General features: G+C 62.0%; 16 protein-coding genes. 10 read left to right on the top strand and 6 right to left on the bottom strand.

Annotation, left to right across the window (positions count from 1 at the left end; all coding sequences use genetic code 11):
* Positions 1–20: 20 nt before the first annotated feature.
* From NCR40_RS01685 to recG, 3 genes are all read right to left on the bottom strand, one after another.
* Positions 21–1,505 (bottom strand): catalase, encoded by a 1,485-nt coding sequence (locus tag NCR40_RS01685; RefSeq protein ID WP_250508567.1) that lies wholly within the window; start codon positions 1,503–1,505, stop codon positions 21–23.
* 335 nt (positions 1,506–1,840) lie between these two features.
* The gene (locus tag NCR40_RS01680) at positions 1,841–2,800 is read right to left on the bottom strand and encodes a hydrogen peroxide-inducible genes activator (RefSeq protein WP_244827021.1); all 960 of its coding nucleotides are present in this window, start codon (positions 2,798–2,800) and stop codon (positions 1,841–1,843) included.
* A gap of 140 nt (positions 2,801–2,940) precedes the next feature.
* A complete protein-coding gene (recG, locus tag NCR40_RS01675; RefSeq protein WP_250508566.1) occupies positions 2,941–5,358 on the bottom strand; it encodes an ATP-dependent DNA helicase RecG in 2,418 nt (805 codons plus the stop codon).
* A gap of 84 nt (positions 5,359–5,442) precedes the next feature.
* Between recG and queA the strand changes: the two genes are divergently transcribed.
* From queA to secF, 5 genes are all read left to right on the top strand, one after another.
* Positions 5,443–6,495, top strand: coding sequence for a tRNA preQ1(34) S-adenosylmethionine ribosyltransferase-isomerase QueA (queA, locus tag NCR40_RS01670; protein WP_250508565.1), 1,053 nt, complete (start codon positions 5,443–5,445; stop codon positions 6,493–6,495).
* Between the two features lie 111 nt (positions 6,496–6,606).
* Entirely contained in the window at positions 6,607–7,767 is a 1,161-nt protein-coding gene (gene tgt / locus NCR40_RS01665; protein WP_250508564.1) for a tRNA guanosine(34) transglycosylase Tgt, read from the top strand.
* Between the two features lie 222 nt (positions 7,768–7,989).
* Positions 7,990–8,316 (top strand): preprotein translocase subunit YajC, encoded by a 327-nt coding sequence (gene yajC / locus NCR40_RS01660; protein ID WP_244827017.1) that lies wholly within the window; start codon positions 7,990–7,992, stop codon positions 8,314–8,316.
* 123 nt (positions 8,317–8,439) lie between these two features.
* A complete protein-coding gene (secD, locus tag NCR40_RS01655; protein WP_244827016.1) occupies positions 8,440–10,512 on the top strand; it encodes a protein translocase subunit SecD in 2,073 nt (690 codons plus the stop codon).
* A 26-nt stretch (positions 10,513–10,538) separates the two neighbouring features.
* Complete coding sequence (gene secF, locus NCR40_RS01650) at positions 10,539–11,489, top strand: protein translocase subunit SecF (protein ID WP_250463062.1); 951 nt, start codon at positions 10,539–10,541, stop codon at positions 11,487–11,489.
* A gap of 132 nt (positions 11,490–11,621) precedes the next feature.
* Here the strand turns inward: secF and NCR40_RS01645 are convergent, their stop codons facing one another.
* The 3 genes from NCR40_RS01645 to NCR40_RS01635 form a co-directional block, all read right to left on the bottom strand.
* Positions 11,622–12,140, bottom strand: a complete 519-nt coding sequence (locus tag NCR40_RS01645; RefSeq protein ID WP_244827958.1) for a YceI family protein — start codon at positions 12,138–12,140, stop codon at positions 11,622–11,624.
* Positions 12,141–12,264: 124 nt separating this feature from the next.
* Positions 12,265–12,828 carry a YceI family protein gene (locus NCR40_RS01640; protein WP_250508563.1) on the bottom strand — a complete coding sequence of 188 codons (564 nt, stop codon included), beginning with the start codon at positions 12,826–12,828 and terminating at the stop codon, positions 12,265–12,267.
* 119 nt (positions 12,829–12,947) lie between these two features.
* Positions 12,948–13,517 carry a cytochrome b gene (locus NCR40_RS01635; protein WP_244827013.1) on the bottom strand — a complete coding sequence of 190 codons (570 nt, stop codon included), beginning with the start codon at positions 13,515–13,517 and terminating at the stop codon, positions 12,948–12,950.
* Positions 13,518–14,026: 509 nt separating this feature from the next.
* Here NCR40_RS01635 and NCR40_RS01630 point away from each other — a divergent pair.
* The 5 genes from NCR40_RS01630 to NCR40_RS01610 all read left to right on the top strand — a co-directional run bounded on the left by NCR40_RS01630 (position 14,027) and on the right by NCR40_RS01610 (position 18,438).
* The gene (locus NCR40_RS01630) at positions 14,027–14,692 is read left to right on the top strand and encodes a paraquat-inducible protein A (protein WP_250463059.1); all 666 of its coding nucleotides are present in this window, start codon (positions 14,027–14,029) and stop codon (positions 14,690–14,692) included.
* A complete protein-coding gene (locus NCR40_RS01625; protein ID WP_250508562.1) occupies positions 14,689–15,378 on the top strand; it encodes a paraquat-inducible protein A in 690 nt (229 codons plus the stop codon). Before NCR40_RS01630 ends, NCR40_RS01625 begins: the two co-directional genes overlap by 4 nt.
* Positions 15,371–17,038, top strand: coding sequence for a PqiB family protein (locus tag NCR40_RS01620; protein ID WP_250463054.1), 1,668 nt, complete (start codon positions 15,371–15,373; stop codon positions 17,036–17,038). Before NCR40_RS01625 ends, NCR40_RS01620 begins: the two co-directional genes overlap by 8 nt.
* The gene (locus NCR40_RS01615) at positions 17,035–17,757 is read left to right on the top strand and encodes a PqiC family protein (protein ID WP_250508561.1); all 723 of its coding nucleotides are present in this window, start codon (positions 17,035–17,037) and stop codon (positions 17,755–17,757) included. Before NCR40_RS01620 ends, NCR40_RS01615 begins: the two co-directional genes overlap by 4 nt.
* Positions 17,758–17,829: 72 nt before the next feature.
* Positions 17,830–18,438 (top strand): glutathione S-transferase N-terminal domain-containing protein, encoded by a 609-nt coding sequence (locus NCR40_RS01610; RefSeq protein ID WP_244827008.1) that lies wholly within the window; start codon positions 17,830–17,832, stop codon positions 18,436–18,438.
* Positions 18,439–18,561 lie beyond the last annotated feature (123 nt).

The raw sequence follows: 18,561 nt of genomic DNA, 5'->3' as shown, positions 1-18,561 counted from the left end.
GGTCGTTTCTCCCTGGCCGATCACGCGGCCGCCGTATCTTCCTCGTCCTGCTTCACGGTTACTTTCTGTCCGAGCTTGATAAGAGCATCTATCACGCCTGCCGCATAAGCCGGGTCCGCGCGGCGGAAGTGTTCGATCTGACGCGCGACGATCTCATCCGGTACGCCGAAGATATGCCGCGCGATATTGCCGAAGAACCGCTCGCGCTGCGCTTCGTCGAAGAGACGGAAAAGCGCGCCTGCCTGGCTGTAGTAGTCGTCGTCCTCACGGTGATCGAAGCGATACACCGTCCCCGCCGCGAGCGGCGGCTCGTTCACGCTTGCGTCCTGCGCGAATTCGCCAAAGCGATTCGGCTCGTAATTGACGCGCGATCCGAGATTGCCGTCGACGCGCATTCCGCCATCGCGATGAAATGCATTCGCCACCGGCACGCGCGGCGCATTCACCGGAATCTGATGATGATTGATGCCGAGCCGATAGCGCTGCGTGTCGCCATAAGAGAAGAGACGCCCTTGCAGCAAGCGGTCCGGCGAGAAGCCGATGCCCGGCACCACGTTGGCGGGCGTGAACGCGGCCTGCTCGACTTCCGCGAAATAGTTCTGCGCATTGCGGTTCAATTCGATCACGCCGACATCGATCAGCGGATGGTCCTTGTGCGGCCACACCTTGGTGACATCGAACGGATTGATGCGATAGCGCGCCGCTTCCTCCTCGCTCATCACCTGAATGCGGAAATTCCAGCGCGGAAACTCGCCACGATCGATGTTGTCGACCAGATCGCGCTGCGCACTTTCCCGATCGTTCGCGATCACGGCGCCGGCTTCGGCATCCGTGTAGTTTTCGAGCGGCTGCTGCGACTTGAAATGAAACTTCACGTAGAAGCGCTCGTTATCGGCGTTGACGAACGAGAACGTGTGCGAGCCGAAGCCATGCATCTGCCGATAATTCTTCGGAATACCGCGATCGCTCATGAGAATCGTCACTTGATGCAGCGATTCCGGATGACGCGACCAGAAATCCCAAGCGGCGACATTGCTGCGCGTGTTCGTGTATGGGTCGCGCTTCTGCGTGTGGATGAAGTCGGGAAATTTCAGCGGATCGCGGATGAAGAACACCGGCGTGTTGTTGCCGACCACGTCCCAGTTGCCTTCCTCGGTGTAGAACTTGATGGAGAAGCCGCGCACGTCGCGTTCGGCATCGGCGGCGCCGCGTTCGCCTGCCACCGTCGAGAAGCGCATGAAAATCGGCGTTTCCTTGCCGATCTCCGAGAAAATCTTGGCTTTCGTATAGCGTGAGATGTCGTGCGTGACGCGGAACGTACCGAAGGCGCCCGAACCCTTTGCATGCACGCGGCGCTCGGGAATCACTTCGCGGTCGAAATGCGCGAGTTTTTCGATCAACCAAAAATCCTGCAAGGTCACGGGACCGCGCGGACCGGCGGTTTGCGAATTCTGATTGTCGCCGACGGGTGCGCCAGCGGCAGTCGTGAGGCGTTCGTTGGTCATCGTGATACTCCTGTTTTTGCGTTGGCTTGAGATGAGTGATGCGACGGTTCGCCGAGATTCAGGCGACGCGGGCGAAGTCCGCTAGAACGCGCACGGCGACGTGGCGCAGTTCGTTCCATGATTTGGCGATGGCGGCGCGGCGGTGCATGACGTTCCTCCGTGGGCTTGGCCGGAGTGGCCAAGCGCTGTCGATGGAGGAATCTTATAGAAAACTATCGAAAACAAAAATTTGATTGAATTTATCTATTCGATAGCTGGGGGCGCCACCCAAATAAAAAAGCCGTGACTTCGATGAAGGCACGGCTTTGCAATGAAACGTGAAACTTGCGGCGAACTCAGTTCACCGCCACTGGTATGTCCAGCTTTCTCACGCCAGGCAAATCGCAGGCAGCGATGGCATCACTGATCGCGTCGATGGCAGGCACGCGCGTGAAGCTCTTGCGCCACGCCAGCACGACGCGCCGGTCCGGGACGGGGTCATCGAACGCGACGTAACTAAGCAGGCCGGAATCGATGCCCGCCGCGTGCGGCTTCACTTCATGCACCGACATACGCGGCAGGACCGTGATGCCGACGCCGCTTGCCACCATATGCCGGATGGTTTCCAGCGACGAGCCTTCGAAGGTCTTTTGAATGCCGTCCGCGTTCTGCGAGAAGCGCATCAGCTCCGGACACACGCCGAGAACGTGATCGCGGAAGCAATGGCCGCTGCCGAGCAGCAGCATGGTTTCCTGCTTCAAATCGTCCGGATCGATCTTCGCGCGGTTTTCCCACGCATGACCCGAAGGCATGGCAACGACGAACGGCTCGTCGTACAGCGCGCGCACCATGAGGCCCGTTTCGGGAAATGGCAGCGCCATGATCGCCACATCGATCTCACCCTGCTTCAGCAGTTCGATCAGCTTGAGCGTGTAGTTTTCCTGGAGCATTAGCGGCATCTGCGGCACCGCCTTGATCATCTGCTTGACGAGCGTCGGCAGCAGATACGGCCCGATCGTATAAATGACGCCTAGGCGCAGCGGTCCGACAAGCGGGTCCTTGCCCTGTTTGGCGATTTCCTTGATGGCGAGCGTCTGTTCGAGCACGCGCTGCGCCTGCGTGACGATCTGTTCGCCGATGGGCGTCACGCTGACTTCGCTCGTGCCGCGCTCGAAGATCTGCACGTTGAGTTCGTCTTCGAGCTTCTTGATTGCCACCGACAGCGTCGGCTGGCTGACGAAGCACGCTTCGGCGGCGCGGCCAAAGTGCCGCTCGCGCGCAACCGCGACGATGTACTTCAGTTCAGTGAGCGTCATTGGAGGCCAATGGAATACATTGATTCGATAGGTTTATCTTATACACCCGCCAAGCGCAATTCGACAACTCTCGCGGCTATTGCAAACGCGGCTGTGTATTTAGCAAATAGGGACCGACGACGCCCGCTCAAGTTCACCCATCACGCTTTTAGATACTGTTCGCGCACGCCCAGCCAGCGGGTGAGATGGCGCGTAACGGCGTCTGGGAACGCTTCGAGCATGCGATCCGCGGCCGCGCGCGCGGGTTCGATCAGCCAGCCGTCGTTTTCGAGGCTGGCAAAACGCAGCATCGCCTCACCGGACTGGCGCGCGCCGAGAAACTCGCCGGGACCGCGAATTTCAAGATCGCGGCGGGCGATCTCGAAGCCATCGGTCGTTTCGCGCATCGTTTGCAACCGGGAGCGCGCGGTTTGCGAGAGCGGATTCGCGTACATCAGCACGCACACGGAAGCGGCGCTGCCGCGCCCCACGCGTCCACGCAACTGATGCAGCTGCGCGAGCCCGAAACGCTCCGCATGCTCGATCACCATCAGCGATGCATTCGGCACGTCCACGCCCACTTCGATCACCGTCGTCGCGACCAGCAATTGCACTTCGTTACGCGAGAAGGCGTCCATGACCGCCGCCTTTTCAGCGGGCGCAAGCCGACCGTGAACCAGCCCGACGCGCAGTTCGGGCAGCGCCGCGACGAGCGTTTCGTAAGTCTCGACGGCGGTTTGCAACTGCAGCGTCTCGCTTTCCTCGATCAACGGACACACCCAATAAACTTGCCGGCCAGTCAGCGCCGCCTCGCGCACGCGGCCGATGATCTCGTCGCGGCGGCTGTCGGAGACGATTCTCGTGAGAATCGGCGTGCGGCCAGGCGGCAATTCGTCGATGGTCGAGACATCGAGATCGGCGTAATAGGTCATGGCGAGCGTTCGGGGAATCGGCGTCGCGGACATCATCAGCTGATGCGGCTGGAAGTCTTTCGCCCCGTTCGATGCTTTCTGCGCCTTCGCTCGCAGCGCAAGCCGCTGCGCGACACCGAAGCGATGCTGCTCATCCACGATCACGAGGCCCAAACGCGCGAACTCGACCGAGTCCTGAATGATCGCGTGCGTGCCGATGACGAGGTGCGCGGTGCCGAGCGCGGCGGCCTCGCTTGCGCTGCGTTTGTCCCGGGCTTTGAGACTGCCGGCGAGCCACGCGACCGACACGCCAAGCGGTTCGAGCCAGCCGCGCAGCTTGCGCGCGTGCTGTTCCGCGAGAATTTCGGTCGGCGCCATGAGCGCGGCCTGATAACCGGCGTCGATGGCCTGCGCCGCCGCGAGCGCCGCGACGATGGTCTTGCCGCTGCCGACATCGCCCTGCAAAAGACGTTGCATCGGATGCGCGAGCGTCAGTTCGTGCGCGATTTCCGCGCTGACGCGCTGCTGCGCGCCGGTCAGCGAAAACGGCAGCGCTTTCAGTAGACGCACGACGAGCGAGGCGGTATCGCCGGCGGCACGGCGCGGCATGGCAGGCGCGGCGCGAGTGCGGCGTTCGGCGTACGCGCGCTTGAGCGACAACTGCTGCGCGAGCAGTTCCTCGAACTTGATGCGCGTCCACGCCGGATGCGTGCCGTCGATGAGCGCGGTTTCGTCGGAATCCGCGCGCGGATGATGCAGCGTGCGCACCGCGTCGAGCAGGCCGGGCACGTTGAGCGGGGCGAGATGCGCGCGCGCGATCGGCTCGGGCAGCAACTCCGGCAGAAACACGCGAGAGAGCGCGCTGTCGATCGCCTTGCGCAGATACGCCTGCGAGACGCCCGCGGTCGCCGGATAGACGGGCGTGAGCGCTTGCGGCAGCGGCGTGTCGTCATCGACGGGGCGCACGACCGGGTGCACCATCTCCAAGCCGAAAAAGCCGCCGCGCACGTCGCCGCGCACGCGCAGGCGCACGCCGACGGACATCTGCTTGACTTGCGAACCGTAGAAGTTGAGAAAGCGCAGCGTCAGGTCGTCGCCGGCATCGTCGCGAATCTTCACGAGCAATTGCCGCTTCGGCCGATACGCAATCTCGTTATCGAACACGACGCCTTCCGACTGCGCGATGTCGCCGGGAATGAGTTCGGCGATTGGCGTGAGCGACGTTTCGTCTTCATAGCGCATCGGCAGATGCAAGACGAGGTCGATGTCGGTCTTCAAGCCGAGCTTGGCGAGCTTGTCGGCGGGTTTGACGAGCTTGGGCGCGGTTTTGCCGGCGCTGGTCAGACCCGCGTTCCCAGTTTTCGCGGCCGACGCGGGTTGGGCGGCGCGAGTGGACTGCGCGTCCGCCACGCTCGGCTCCTCGAAGGTTTCGGCGGCGCTGTCGAAACCCGCGTCTTGAGCCTTCGCCGCCGAAGCAGTCGGCTGCGAATCACCGTCGTCGAGCGCGGACGCCCGCACCTCGCCTTCCGGCTGGATCGTGCCCGCCATGACCGGCTTCGGCGCTTTCTTCCGCGTGCGCGCGGCCTTCCCTTCGACACGCGCGCCGCTGTCTTCGGCGCTCGGAAACGCTTCGTCGGGAGAAGTCACGCGGCGGTCGGACAAGGGCATCTGCTCTCTTCGCAAGTACAATATGGGGTTTTGGTCGGCGCGCCTGTGCCGCCCTCAGGCAACATCGGGCAACTATCAAACGCCATGTTCACGCTTTCCGATTTCAATTTTAATCTGCCGCCCGAGCTGATCGCGCAGAGTGCGCTCACCGAGCGCAGCGCGAGCCGTCTGCTCGAAGTGGATAATCGCGTTTCGCCGGCCACGCTCATCGACCGGCGTTTCTCCGATCTGCCGAACCGGCTCGACGCCGGCGATCTGCTCGTCTTCAACGATACCAAAGTACTCAAGGCGCGCTTCCTCGGCCAGAAGGCCAGTGGCGGACGCGTGGAAGTGCTGGTAGAGCGTCTGACGGGCGCAACCACCGCGCTTGCGCAGATTCGCGCGAGCAAGAGTCCCGGGCCGGGCACGACCATTCGCCTCGCCGATGCATTCGATGTCACCGTCGGTGAGCGCGTCGAACCGTTCTATACGCTGCATTTTCCGGCCGAATGCCTGACGCTCATCGAGCAATACGGGCGCTTGCCGCTTCCGCCGTATATCGAGCACGACCCCGACGCCTACGACGAAACGCGTTATCAGACCGTCTACGCAGCGAATCCCGGCGCGGTAGCGGCGCCGACAGCGGGCCTCCATTTCGACGATGCCCTCTTCGCCCGGCTCGACGCGCGTGGAGTCGAACGCGCCACGCTCACGCTGCACGTCGGCGCGGGCACGTTTCAGCCGGTACGCGTGGACAATATCGCCGAGCACAAGATGCACAGCGAGTGGTACGAGTTGCCGCAGTCGCTCGTCGATAAAATCGCGGCGGTGAAGGCGCGCGGCAATCGCGTGATCGCCGTGGGCACGACGTCCATGCGCGCGCTGGAAGCCGCCGCCCGCGACGCCGCCGAAGCCGGCCGCCCGCTTGCCGCAACGAGCGCCGAGACGGATATCTTCATCACGCCGGGTTACACCTTCCGCGTGGTCGACCGGCTCGTCACCAATTTCCATTTGCCGAAGTCGACGCTCCTGATGCTCGTGTCCGCCTTCGCCGGCATGGACGCGATCCGCGCGGCTTACCAGCACGCCATCGACGAGAAATACCGCTTCTTCAGTTATGGCGATGCCATGCTTTTGACTCGCCATTCCCAAACTTAACCATCTACGCGCCGGACGTATCGACCGAAGCTGACGGCTTGACTTCCATGGCCAGCGACAGCGCTTACCATGGCGACAATCTCTGCGCTCCCCGGCGGCCCAGGAACCACAATGACCGAGAATCACACTCCGCCCGACAACGGCCTCAAGTTCGAACTGCTCGCCACCGACGGACAGGCGCGTCGCGGCCGTCTGACGCTGAATCACGGCGTCGTCGAAACGCCGATCTTCATGCCGGTCGGCACCTACGGCACCGTCAAGGCAATCCAGCCGCGCGAACTCGAAGAGATTCGCGCGCAGATCATCCTCGGCAATACGTTTCATCTTTGGCTGCGTCCGGGTCTCGAGACCATCGGCGCGCATGGCGGGCTGCACAGGTTCATGGGATGGAACCGTCCCATTCTCACGGACTCGGGCGGCTTTCAGGTGTTTTCGCTGGGCGAACTGCGCAAGATCACGGAAGAAGGCGTGACGTTCGCTTCGCCGATCAATGGCGACAAACTCTTTCTCTCGCCCGAAGTGTCGATGCAGATTCAGAAGGTGCTGAATTCAGACATCGTCATGCAGTTCGACGAGTGCACGCCTTACGCCACGAACGGCGTACCGACGACGCACAAGGAAGCCGCCGACTCCATGCGCATGTCCATGCGCTGGGCGAAGCGCTCCATCGACGAGTTCAACGGGCTCGGCAATCCGAACGCGCTGTTCGGCATCGTGCAGGGCGGCATGTTCGAGGACTTGCGCGACGAGTCGCTCGCGGGTCTCTCGGAAATCGGCTTCCATGGGCTCGCCATAGGCGGCCTTTCGGTCGGCGAGCCGAAGGAGGACATGATGCGCGTGCTCGATCACATCGGTCCGAAGCTGCCCGCCGACAAGCCGCATTATTTGATGGGCGTCGGCACGCCGGAAGATCTGGTCGCGGGCGTGGCCGCAGGCGTCGACATGTTCGATTGCGTGATGCCCACGCGCAACGCACGCAACGGCTGGCTCTTCACGCGCTTCGGCGACCTCAAAATCAAGAACGCGACGCACAAGAACTCGCAAAAGCCGCTCGACGAAAGCTGCGGTTGTTATACGTGCCGCAATTTCACGCGCGCTTATCTGCACCATCTGCATCGCGTCGGGGAAATTCTAGGCGCGCAGCTGAACACCATTCACAACTTGCATTACTACCTGGAACTTATCGGCGAAGTGCGCCAATCGATCGAAACACACACGTTCGAGGCATTTCGCAAGACGTTCGCGGAGAATCGGGCGCGCGGCGTCGACTAAGGCGGGACGGATATCGCCCGGACAAGCATTACAATCGCCTTTCCGTCGCTCGCAACGGACTCTCGAAAGTCGCGGTAACGGCTTGATGCCAAAGCGCATTCCAGCCATTTGAGGGGCGCTGCGAGTGGTAGAATATCGGGCTAATTTCTGGCCCAGGTTTTCAAACGCATTTGCGAACGTCATTTCGAACGCAATTCTGAACGTATTAACGGAGAGACCAACGTGTCGTTCATTTCCAATGCCTTTGCACAAGGCACCGCCAGCAGCGCGGAATCGAGCCTGATGAGCTTCCTGCCGCTGATCCTGATGTTCGCCGTGTTGTACTTCATCATGATCCGTCCGCAGATGAAGCGTCAGAAAGAGCATCGCAACATGCTGTCGGCCATGGCCAAGGGCGATGAAGTCGTCACGAACGGCGGCATCGTCGGGAAGGTCACGAAGGTGTCGGAAGCTTACGTTGGCGTGGAAATCGCCGAAGGCACGGAAATCACCGTGCAGAAGGCTGCCGTCACGACCATTCTCCCGAAGGGCACCATCAAAGCGCTGTAAGGCCACGTTCCTTCGCGTCCGGCGCGGCCTCGCCACCGAGCCACCGGGTCTTCCCATGCGGTTCGCAGCGCATGACGCCGGACGCCCCCTCCCCCGCAGCCAACTTTCCGTTCGGCCATCCCCATGAATCGTTATCCCCTCTGGAAGTATGTCGTGATGCTGGTGGCGCTCGTCATCGGTCTCGTCTACACGCTTCCCAATTTCTTCGGCGAAGCGCCTGCCGTGCAGGTATCGAGCGGCAAGGCAACCGTGAAGCTCGACTCCGCCACGCTTTCGACTGTCGAGAGCGCGCTCGCCGCGGCAAAGATCCAGTCCGACGAAGTCACGTTCGACAACTCGTCGGCGAGTGCGAACATTCGTGTGCGTCTGAAAGACACGGACACGCAGTTGCATGCGAAAGACATCATCACGAAGGCGCTGAACAGCGACCCGACCGACCCGCAGTACATCGTCGCGCTGAACCTGCAGAGCGCATCGCCGCGCTGGCTCTCCGCGCTGCATGCATTGCCGATGTACCTCGGTCTCGACTTGCGCGGCGGCGTGCACTTCCTGCTGCAAGTGGACATGGCCGGCGCGCTCAACAAGAAGCTCGATTCCGACGCCGCCGACGCGCGCACTTACCTGCGCGACCGCAATATCCGCGATGGCGGCGTGAATCGCGTGGGGCAATCGGTGGTGGTGAATTTCGCCGATGCGGCCGCGGCCGACAACGCGCGCACGTTGCTCACGACGGGCGTCGCAGAATTGCAATGGACCACGCGTCAGGGCGGCGACGGCTACCAGGTGGTCGGCACCTTCACGCCGGGCACGCAGCGCACGGTGGAAGACGGCGCGCTCAAGCAGAACATCACGACGCTGCATAACCGCGTCAACGAACTCGGCGTGGCCGAGCCCGTGATTCAGCAGCAGGGTTCGGACCGGATCGTCGTCGAGCTGCCGGGCGTGCAGGACACGGCGAAGGCAAAGGACATCATCGGCCGCACGGCGACGCTCGAAGCACGTCTCGCCGATCCCGTGAACACCTACGGAAACGCGACCGACCCGGTGCCGCCGGGCGACGAAGCGTTCAAGCAAGGCGACCGCACCGTGTTCCTGCGCAAGCAGATCATCTTCACGGGCGACCGCATCATCGACGCGTCCACGGGCTTCGACGATCATCAGCGTCCGTCCGTGAATCTTCGCCTCGACTCGGCCGGCGGCCGCGCGGTGTCGAGCGTGTCGCGCGACAACATCGGCAAGCCGATGGCCATGGTTCTGTTCGAAAAGGGCAAGGGCGAAGTGCTGACGGTCGCGACCATCCAGTCCGAACTCGGCGACCGCTTCCAGATTACCGGCCAGCCGACGCCGCAAGCCGCCACGGATCTCGCGCTGCTCTTGCGCGCCGGTTCGCTCGCAGCGCCAATGGACATCATCGAGGAGCGCACGGTCGGGCCGAGCCTTGGCGCCGACAACATCAAGAAGGGCTTCGATTCGGTGCAGTACGGTTTCGCCGCGATCGCCATCTTCATGATCGTGTACTACATGCTGTTCGGCCTGATCTCCATGTTGTCGCTGTCGGTCAACCTGCTGCTGCTCGTCGCGATCCTCTCCATGCTGCAGGCCACGCTGACCTTGCCGGGTATCGCGGCTATTGCGCTTGCGCTCGGCATGGCGATCGACGCGAACGTGCTGATCAACGAACGTATCCGCGAAGAACTGCGTAACGGCGCGCCGCCGCAAACGGCGATACAGGAAGGTTTCAAGCACGCCTGGGCGACCATTCTCGACTCGAATGTCACCACGCTGATCGCCGGTCTCGCGCTGCTCGCGTTCGGCTCGGGTCCGGTACGCGGCTTCGCGGTCGTGCACTGTATCGGCATTCTGACCTCGATGTTCTCGGCGGTGTTCTTCTCGCGCGGCCTCGTGAACCTGTGGTACGGCGGCAAGAAGAAGCTGAAGTCGCTGGCTATCGGTCAGGTGTGGCGCCCGGAAGGCGGCAACACCGAAGCTGCGGCGGCCGCGTATCTCGCCGCCCAACGCGGTGACGATTCGCCCGTCGACGAAATCATCAAGACGGCGAAAGGCAAGACCAAGACGGCTGTTCCCGTCGCGGCGCCGCGTGCTCAGGTTCAGACGCCTGCGCGCGGCGGCAAGCCGAGCGTGCGCCGCCGTTCTGGTCCTGGCATCGATGAGGAAAAACCGGGTTCGCCCCGCTGATTGACTGAACCCCGGAGAAACGAAACATGGAATTCTTCCGCATTCGCCGCGACTTGCCGTTGATGCAGCGCGCGTTGATCTTCAACGCGATCTCGCTCATCACGTTCCTCGCGGCTGTTTTTTTCCTCGTGCATCGAGGCCTGCATCTGTCGGTGGAGTTCACGGGCGGAACGGTCATCGAGGTGCAGTATCCGCAAGCCGTGCCGCTCGAACCCGTGCGCGGCACCATGGCCAGGCTCGGTTACGCCGATGCGCAAGTGCAGAACTTCGGCACATCGCGCGACGTGCTCATCCGTTTGCCGATCAAGCAAGGCCTCACGTCGGCGCAGCAGAGCGATCAGGTGATCACCGCGCTCAAGGTCAACGACCCGCAAGTCACACTGCAACGTGTCGAGTTCGTCGGGCCCCAGGTGGGCAAGGAACTCGTGACCAACGGGCTGTTGGCGCTGGCTTGCGTGGTGATCGGCATCGTGATCTATCTGTCGTTCCGCTTCGAGTGGAAGTATGCGGTGGCGGGCGTTATCGCCAACTTGCACGACGTGGTGATCATTCTCGGCTTCTTCGCTTACTTCCAGTGGGAGTTCTCGCTGTCCGTGCTGGCGGCGATTCTCGCGGTGCTCGGCTATTCGGTTAACGAGTCGGTGGTTATCTTCGACCGGATTCGTGAAACCTTCCGCAAGCAGCGCAAGATGACGGTGATCGAGGTCATCAACCACGCGATCACGAGCACGATGTCGCGAACCATCATTACTCACGGCTGTACGGAAATGATGGTGCTCTCGATGTTCTTCTTCGGCGGTCCGACGCTGCATTACTTCGCGCTGGCGCTGACGGTGGGTATTCTGTTCGGTATCTACTCGTCGGTGTTCGTGGCCGCCGCGCTTGCGATGTGGCTGGGCGTGAAGCGTGAAGATCTCGTCAAGGACAAGAAGGACAGGTTCGATCCGAACGATCCGAACGCGGGCGCTCAGGTTTAAGGCGCGTCGTAACGATGGACAAGCAAAGGGCCGGTCTTCGAAAGGAGACCGGCCCTTTGCATTTGGCACGGGCGCAAAAAAACCGCCTCACGCACAGCACGCGAGGCGGTTTCATTCCACAATCGATGAAACTTACTGCTTCACCCCTTCGGCCTGGATATGCAGCGTCGTCTTCAGGCTGAAGCCGTACGACTTGCCGTAGTCCATGCCGAAGTCGCCGCGATCGAACGTCGCCGACGCTTCCGTGCCGCACACTTCCTTCTTCATCATCGGATTGACGAAGCACTTGAAGGTGTCGAGCTTCAGGTTGAGCGGCTTGGTCACGCCGTGCATGGTCAGCGTGCCGATGACTTCAACCGGCGTGTCGCCGTTGAAGCGGATCGACGTGCCCTTGTACACCGCGGTCGGGTACTTGGCGACATCGAAGAATTCGGCTTTTTGCAGATGCTCGTCGAGCTTCGCGTTGCCGGTGTTGATCGATGCAATGTCGATCGTCACTTCAGCCGTGCCGGTCTTCGCCGCGCGATCGAGCACGACGGTGCCGCTGCTCTTGTTGAACTTGCCGCGCCACGTGGACACGCCGCCGAAGTGATCGGATTCGAAGCTCGGATACGTGTGGTTCGGATCGAGCTGGTAGGTGTCAGCGGCCATTGCGCTGAACGAAAGGCTTGCTGCAAGCGCGCCTGCGGCGAAAACGGAAAGTTTGTTCAAGTGCTTCTCCTGGTTGAATCGTTGCGATGCAATGAGTTGGCTTTGATTTGCTTGAGTCGGCCGCTTACTTCTTCGCGGCGACGATATGAAACTTGATGACGACATCGTCGGCGACCACCGACGTGTCTTTCCATTCACCCGTTCCAATGTCGAACTGGTTGCGCTTGATCGGCAGCGAGCCGTCGAACGTTTCCGTTGCGCCCTGCTGCGTGATGGTCACGGGCACCGTGACCGTCTGCGACTTGCCCTTGATGGTGATTTTGCCCGTCACCTTGTATTGATTGCCGCCCGCCGGCGCAATGGCGCTCGAAACGAACGTGGCGGTCGGATAGGTCGCGGCATCGAACCATTCCTTGCCGCGCACCTGCTTGTTGTAGTCGTCGTCGCCGAGATCGTAGCTGCCGGTATCGATCGTGATATTCGCGCTGCCGGCGGCGGGTTTGGCCGGATCGAACGAAATCTGCGCCGTGAACTTGTTGAACTTGCCGTCCGTGGGCACGTTCATCTGCTTCGATGTCGCGGTCACGCTGCTCTTGCTTACGTCCACTTGCGCATGTGCGCCGATGGCGAGCGCAAGCGAGCTCGCCGATACGGCGGCCAGTATCCAACGATTGAGTTTCACTTTCATGTGTACCTTTTCCTGATCGGGTCCGACGAACATCCGGTATTGGAAATCAAAAGAATGCTGGAACAAACAGCAGGCGGGAAACGCCTTGCCAACGCACAGGAAACAATCGCATCGGCGGCTTAGCGCAGAAACGGAAGCATGCGGCCGAGCAAGCCATCGCGATCGACGAAATGATGCTTGAGTGCCGCGAGCACGTGCATCACGACGAAGAAGAGCAACGTGTAGTTCAGCGCAATATGCACGATTCTCAGCGTCGCCTTCAAAGCCTTGTCCGGCCCGATGATGGTTGGCAACGGCAACACGCCGAGATAAACCACCTGCAAGCCGGCCGCGGAACTATAAAGATAACCCGATGCGGGAATCACCAGCATGAGTGCGTAAAGGAGGAAATGCGTGAGATGCGCCGCGCCCTTCTGCCAGCCCGGCATGTCTACGGGCATCGGCGGCGCGCGATGCGTGGCGCGCCACACGAGCCGCAGAACGGCAAGCGCGAACACGGTCACGCCAATCCACTTGTGCCACGAAAAATACTTGAGCTTGGTCGGCGTGAAACCCGGGATGTCCGTCATGATCCAGCCGAGATAAAAGCCGCATACGATCAGCAACGCAATCAGCCAGTGCAGGCCGATTGCCGTGGCGCTGTATCGTCCGGTCGACTGAGCCGACGCGATGCGAACGCTGCTTTCCATATTGCTTCACCCTGATATTCATCGTTATGCGGCTGGCCGTCCGGAACGACGGGTCTTCAAGGCCGCAATCCTACATCAACAATACGGAATTGCCAGCGCGTGCGAGGTGTCTGCCCAATAGCCGCAAAGCCCCGCCGCCATTGACGCTGCGCGCTCTTTTGCTGCTACGTCGCACTGTTGCAACGAACTATTCCGCCCATGCAACGGTCGATTGATTCATTCGGCTTCAGTCGCCCGCACGCCCTGCAAGACGCCAATCACACGCCCGACGGACGCCCGACGGACGCCCGACCGACGCCCAATGAGAGATAACGATGGAGCATGCGCCAATATTCCCGCGCTCATTTCACCGCGTCCACCACCTGTCCGCGCCGCCAGATAAGCGTCAGTCCCGCGACGTTTGTTACCATGCTGCTTCCGATCGCGCTGGCTCGTAATTTGCTGTGCTCGCTCCGAGCCGATCTTTGCGGCGCCAGATCAACCCGCATCAGAAGGCTCGGCTTCAGACCATGAACGAGAACGAACCGGATGAACTCATTGCGTGCCACGAGTGTGACGCGCTTTTCAAGAAGCGCGCGTTGCCCCGGCATACGTCGGCGCGCTGTCCGCGTTGCGGTGCGCTGCTCTATCGCAGTATCGCGGGCAATCTCGATCGCATCAGCGCCATGACGCTCGCCGCGCTGATCACCTTCGTGATCGCGCAGGCGTTTCCCATCGTCGAACTGGACGCCAACGGCATCACTTCGCAGACCACGCTGATCGGTGCAATCGTTTCCTTGTGGAACGAGCAGATGGAGATCATCGCGGTGCTGGTGTTCTTCGCCACCATCTTCGCGCCGCTCGCCGAACTGCTCGCGCTGCTCTACGTGCTCGTGCCGCTGCGCGCGGGTTACGTGCCGCCGGGCTTCAATGCCACGTTACGCACCATTCAGTTCGTGCGTCCGTGGGGAATGATCGAGGTGTTCATGCTCGGCGTGCTCGTCACGCTCGTGAAGATGGTGAGTCTCGCGCGCGTGATTCCCGAAGCCGCGCTGTTCGCTTTCGGCGCGCTGACGCTGATGGTCGCCGTGGTCGTGAGCTTCGATCCGCAGCGGCTGTGGGATATCGCCGAAAAGCTGCCCAAGCGCGCGGAACGCAGACAACGCATCGCACCGACGGTGAGGCAGAAATCATGAATCCGGATCAAACCAGCGCGGCCGTCGATGAACCCGCAGCGCCTCCGCCTACGCTCTACACCACGGCATCGCGCCAGAACGTCGTGGCGTGCCACGCATGCGGTCTGGTGCAGCCGCTCGCGCATACCATCGAAAGACAGCGCTGCACGCGCTGCGACGCGGTCGTGCACCGGCGGCACCCGGATGCCATCGCGCGCACGTGGGCACTTCTTATCAGCGCGGCGATTTTGTACATTCCGGCGAACCTGTTTCCGGTCATGCACACGTCGTCCATTCTCGGCTCCGAGGACGACACCATCATGTCGGGCGTCGCGCTCTTCTGGAACGATGGCGACTATCCGCTCGCGGCAATCATCTTCATCGCCAGCATTCTCGTACCGATGATGAAGCTCGCCACGCTCGGCTTCCTGCTCATCAGCGTACAGCGACGCTCGGTGTGGCGACCGCGCCAGCGGACCACGCTCTTTAGAATCGTCGAAGGCATCGGACGATGGTCGATGCTCGACGTCTTCGTGGTCACGCTCACCGTCGCGCTGGTGCGTTTCAAGTCGCTCGCGGTCATCACGGCGGGACCGGGGACCATCGCCTTCGCTTCGGTGGTCGTGCTCACCATGCTCGCATCCATGCAATTCGACCCGCGCCTCATATGGGACAACATAGAACCGTCAGGAAAGAAACATGACTAGTGGCCAGGGGCCGAACGGGCCGAACGAATCCACGCGTGGTGACGAGCCGTCGAAACAAGGCGGCGGACTGCCGCCCAATCTGCCGGAACCGGTGATCGAGCCACGCAGCCGCTGGCTGCCTTCGCTCGTGTGGGTCATTCCGCTCGTGGCGGCGTTGATCGGCATCTTTCTGGTGGTCAAGACGGTGACGAGCCGTGGACCGACGGTGACCATCAGCTTCGTCAGCGCGGAAGGGCTCGAGACCGGCAAGACCAAGGTGAAGTACAAGGACGTGGATATCGGCACGGTCAAATCGATCACGTTGTCGAAAGACCATTCACGCGTACTCGTCGATGTGCAACTCACCAAGGAAGCCACCGATTTCGCCGTGAAGGACACGCGCTTCTGGGTCGTGCGCCCGCGCGTGGCGGCAAGCGGGGTGACGGGGTTGTCCACCTTGCTCTCGGGTGCGTATATCGGTGTCGATGCGGGCAAGTCCTCCGAGGATCAGAGCTATTTCGTCGGGCTGGAGACGCCGCCCGCCGTCACGGCGGATCAGAAAGGCCACACTTTCACGCTGCATGGAGAATCTCTCGGTTCGCTCGATATCGGCTCGCCGGTCTATTACCGGCGCGTGCAGGTCGGTCAGGTGACGGCGTTTTCGCTCGACAAGGACGGCACCGGCGTCACCATGCAAGTGTTCGTCAATTCGCCCTACGATCAATACGTAGGCGGCAATTCGCGCTGGTGGCATGCGAGCGGCGTGGATCTGCGCCTGGATTCGAGCGGCTTCACGCTGAACACGCAGTCGCTCGCGACGGTAATTCTCGGCGGCATTGCGTTCCAGACGCCGCCGAACCAGCAGTCGGGCGCGCAGGCAAAGGACAACTCCACGTTCCGCCTCGCCGCCGACCAGGCCGACGCCATGCGCGATCCGGACGGCGAACCCGTGCACGTGGTGATGAACTTCAATCAATCGCTGCGTGGCTTGTCGGTCGGCGCGCCGGTCGATTTCCGCGGCATCGTGCTCGGTCAGGTGACGGGTATCGGCGTGCGCTACGACCAGGAATCGCATTCCTTCATGATGCCAGTGACGATCGACCTCTATCCGGACCGCCTCGGCCGGCGCGCGAAGGAAGCGCTCCCCGACAAGGGGTCGCCGGCGAGCCAGGACATGCTCAATCTGCTCGTCAAGCGCGGTCTGCGCGGCCAGTTGCGCACGGGCAATCTGCTGACGAGCCAGCTTTACGTCGCGCTCGACTTCTTCCCGAAGGCGCCGGCCGCGAAGGTGCTCGCCAACACAGACCCGATCGAGTTGCCGACCGTGCCGAACACGCTCGACGAATTGCAATTGCAGATCGCCGACATCGCCCGCAAGCTCGACAAGATTCCGTTCGACGAGATCGGCACGAATCTGAACGGCTCGCTCAAGCAGGCCAATGCGCTCTTCAAGCAACTCGATACGGAAGTCGTGCCGGAAATGCGCAGCACGCTGACCGAGGCGCAGAAAACCTTCGGCGCGGCGCAGTCGACGCTTTCGCAAGATTCGCCGGTCCAGTCCGACGTGCGTCAGGCCATGCAGGAACTCACGCGGACGCTGCAATCGCTCAATGCGCTCGCCGATTATCTGGAACGCCATCCGGAATCGCTGTTGCGCGGGAAAACGGGAGAAAAACCATGAGGTTCGTCGCGTCGTTGTTGACTCTGGGCGCGGCAGGCGTGCTCGCCGCCTGCGCCTCGTCGCCGTCGAGCCGCTTCTACACGCTCACCGGAACGGACGCGCCGGGCGCGGCGCCCGCGCAGCCGGCCTCGCTCTATTTCGAACTCGCGCCGGTGGACATGCCGCAGCAGGTCACGCGCAACCAGTTGGTCGTGCAGACGAGCCCCGCGCAGGTCAAGGTGCTCGAAACGGAACGCTGGGCCTCGCTGCCGTCCGACGAAATGCGGCGCGCGCTGTCCGCGGATCTGACACGCCAGCTCAGGGCAATCGATGTCTCGGGCACGGCGCGGCCGGAAGGAACGCCGCTGTATCGCGTGAAGGTGAACGTGCAGCGCTTCGAATCGTGGCCGGGCTCGCGGGCCGTGATCGACGCCGTGTGGAGCGTGCAGACATCGGCGGGAGCGCAGACGACGCTCACGTGCCGGACCGTGGCGCAGGAACGCGTCGGCGATGGTTTCGATGCGCTCGTCGACGGGCATCGGCAGGCGGTGAGCGAGATTGCATCGGCGATTTCGAGCGGCGTGCGAAGTGTCGCCGCGCTGCCGCCCGCGCCCGCCGTCTCGTCGTCCGCGAAGGGCAAGACGCCCGCCAGCCCGCCGAGTGCGCCGCTCTTGCCGTGCCCGGCGGGGAATCTGGCGGCGTTGTCACCAGACGACACCCACGCGCGGCGTCCCCTGTAATTTGCCGATGGCTTGCGTGCGTCCGTTAAGATCATTCTCGACTGCATTAAGAAATGATCGCGAAGATAGATAATGAAACTGATCGGTTCGCACACAAGTCCATACGTCCGCAAGGTTCGGATCGTCATGGCAGAGAAGAAGATAGATTGCGAACTGGTGCTCGAGGACGTATGGGCATCCGATTCCAAGATCCACGACTACAACCCGCTCGGCAAGGTGCCCTGCCTGATTCTGGACGACGGCGAAGCGGTGTTCGATTCGCGCGTGATCTGCGAATTCGTGGATACGCTCACGCCTGTCGGCAAGCTTCTGCCGCAGGAACGCCGCGAGCGCACCGAAGTGCGCTGCTGGGAAGCGCTCGCCGACGGCATGCTCGACGCCGCCGTGCTGATTCGCCTGGAAGGCGTGCTGCGTGAGGAAGGACAGCGCAGCGAGGCGTGGATCAAGCGGCAGCGTTTGAAGATCGACGACGGCATTCGCGCAATGGCGCGCGGTCTTGGCTCGAAGCAATGGTGCTCGGCGAACCGCTTCACACTTGCCGATATCGCCTGTGGCTGCGCGCTCAGTTATCTGGATTTCCGCCTGCCGGAGTTGAATTGGCGCGATGCGCACCCGGCGCTCGATAAGTTTTACGCGCGGCTTGCGCAACGGCAGTCGTTCGTGGATACGGCGCCGGCTTGAACGCGAGTGGACGCTTCGCTTCCCGGATTGACGCGGCCTCGACGGCCGCGTTTGCTTTATTGAACGCTGCGCGTCGCCCATTCAGCATTCGCAAATCGATCTTGTCACGATAATCGCGGCAAA

This window comes from Caballeronia sp. GACF4, from assembly GCF_023631025.1.
Taxonomy (GTDB): domain Bacteria; phylum Pseudomonadota; class Gammaproteobacteria; order Burkholderiales; family Burkholderiaceae; genus Caballeronia.
This window is presented reverse-complemented; position numbering and strand designations above follow the sequence as displayed.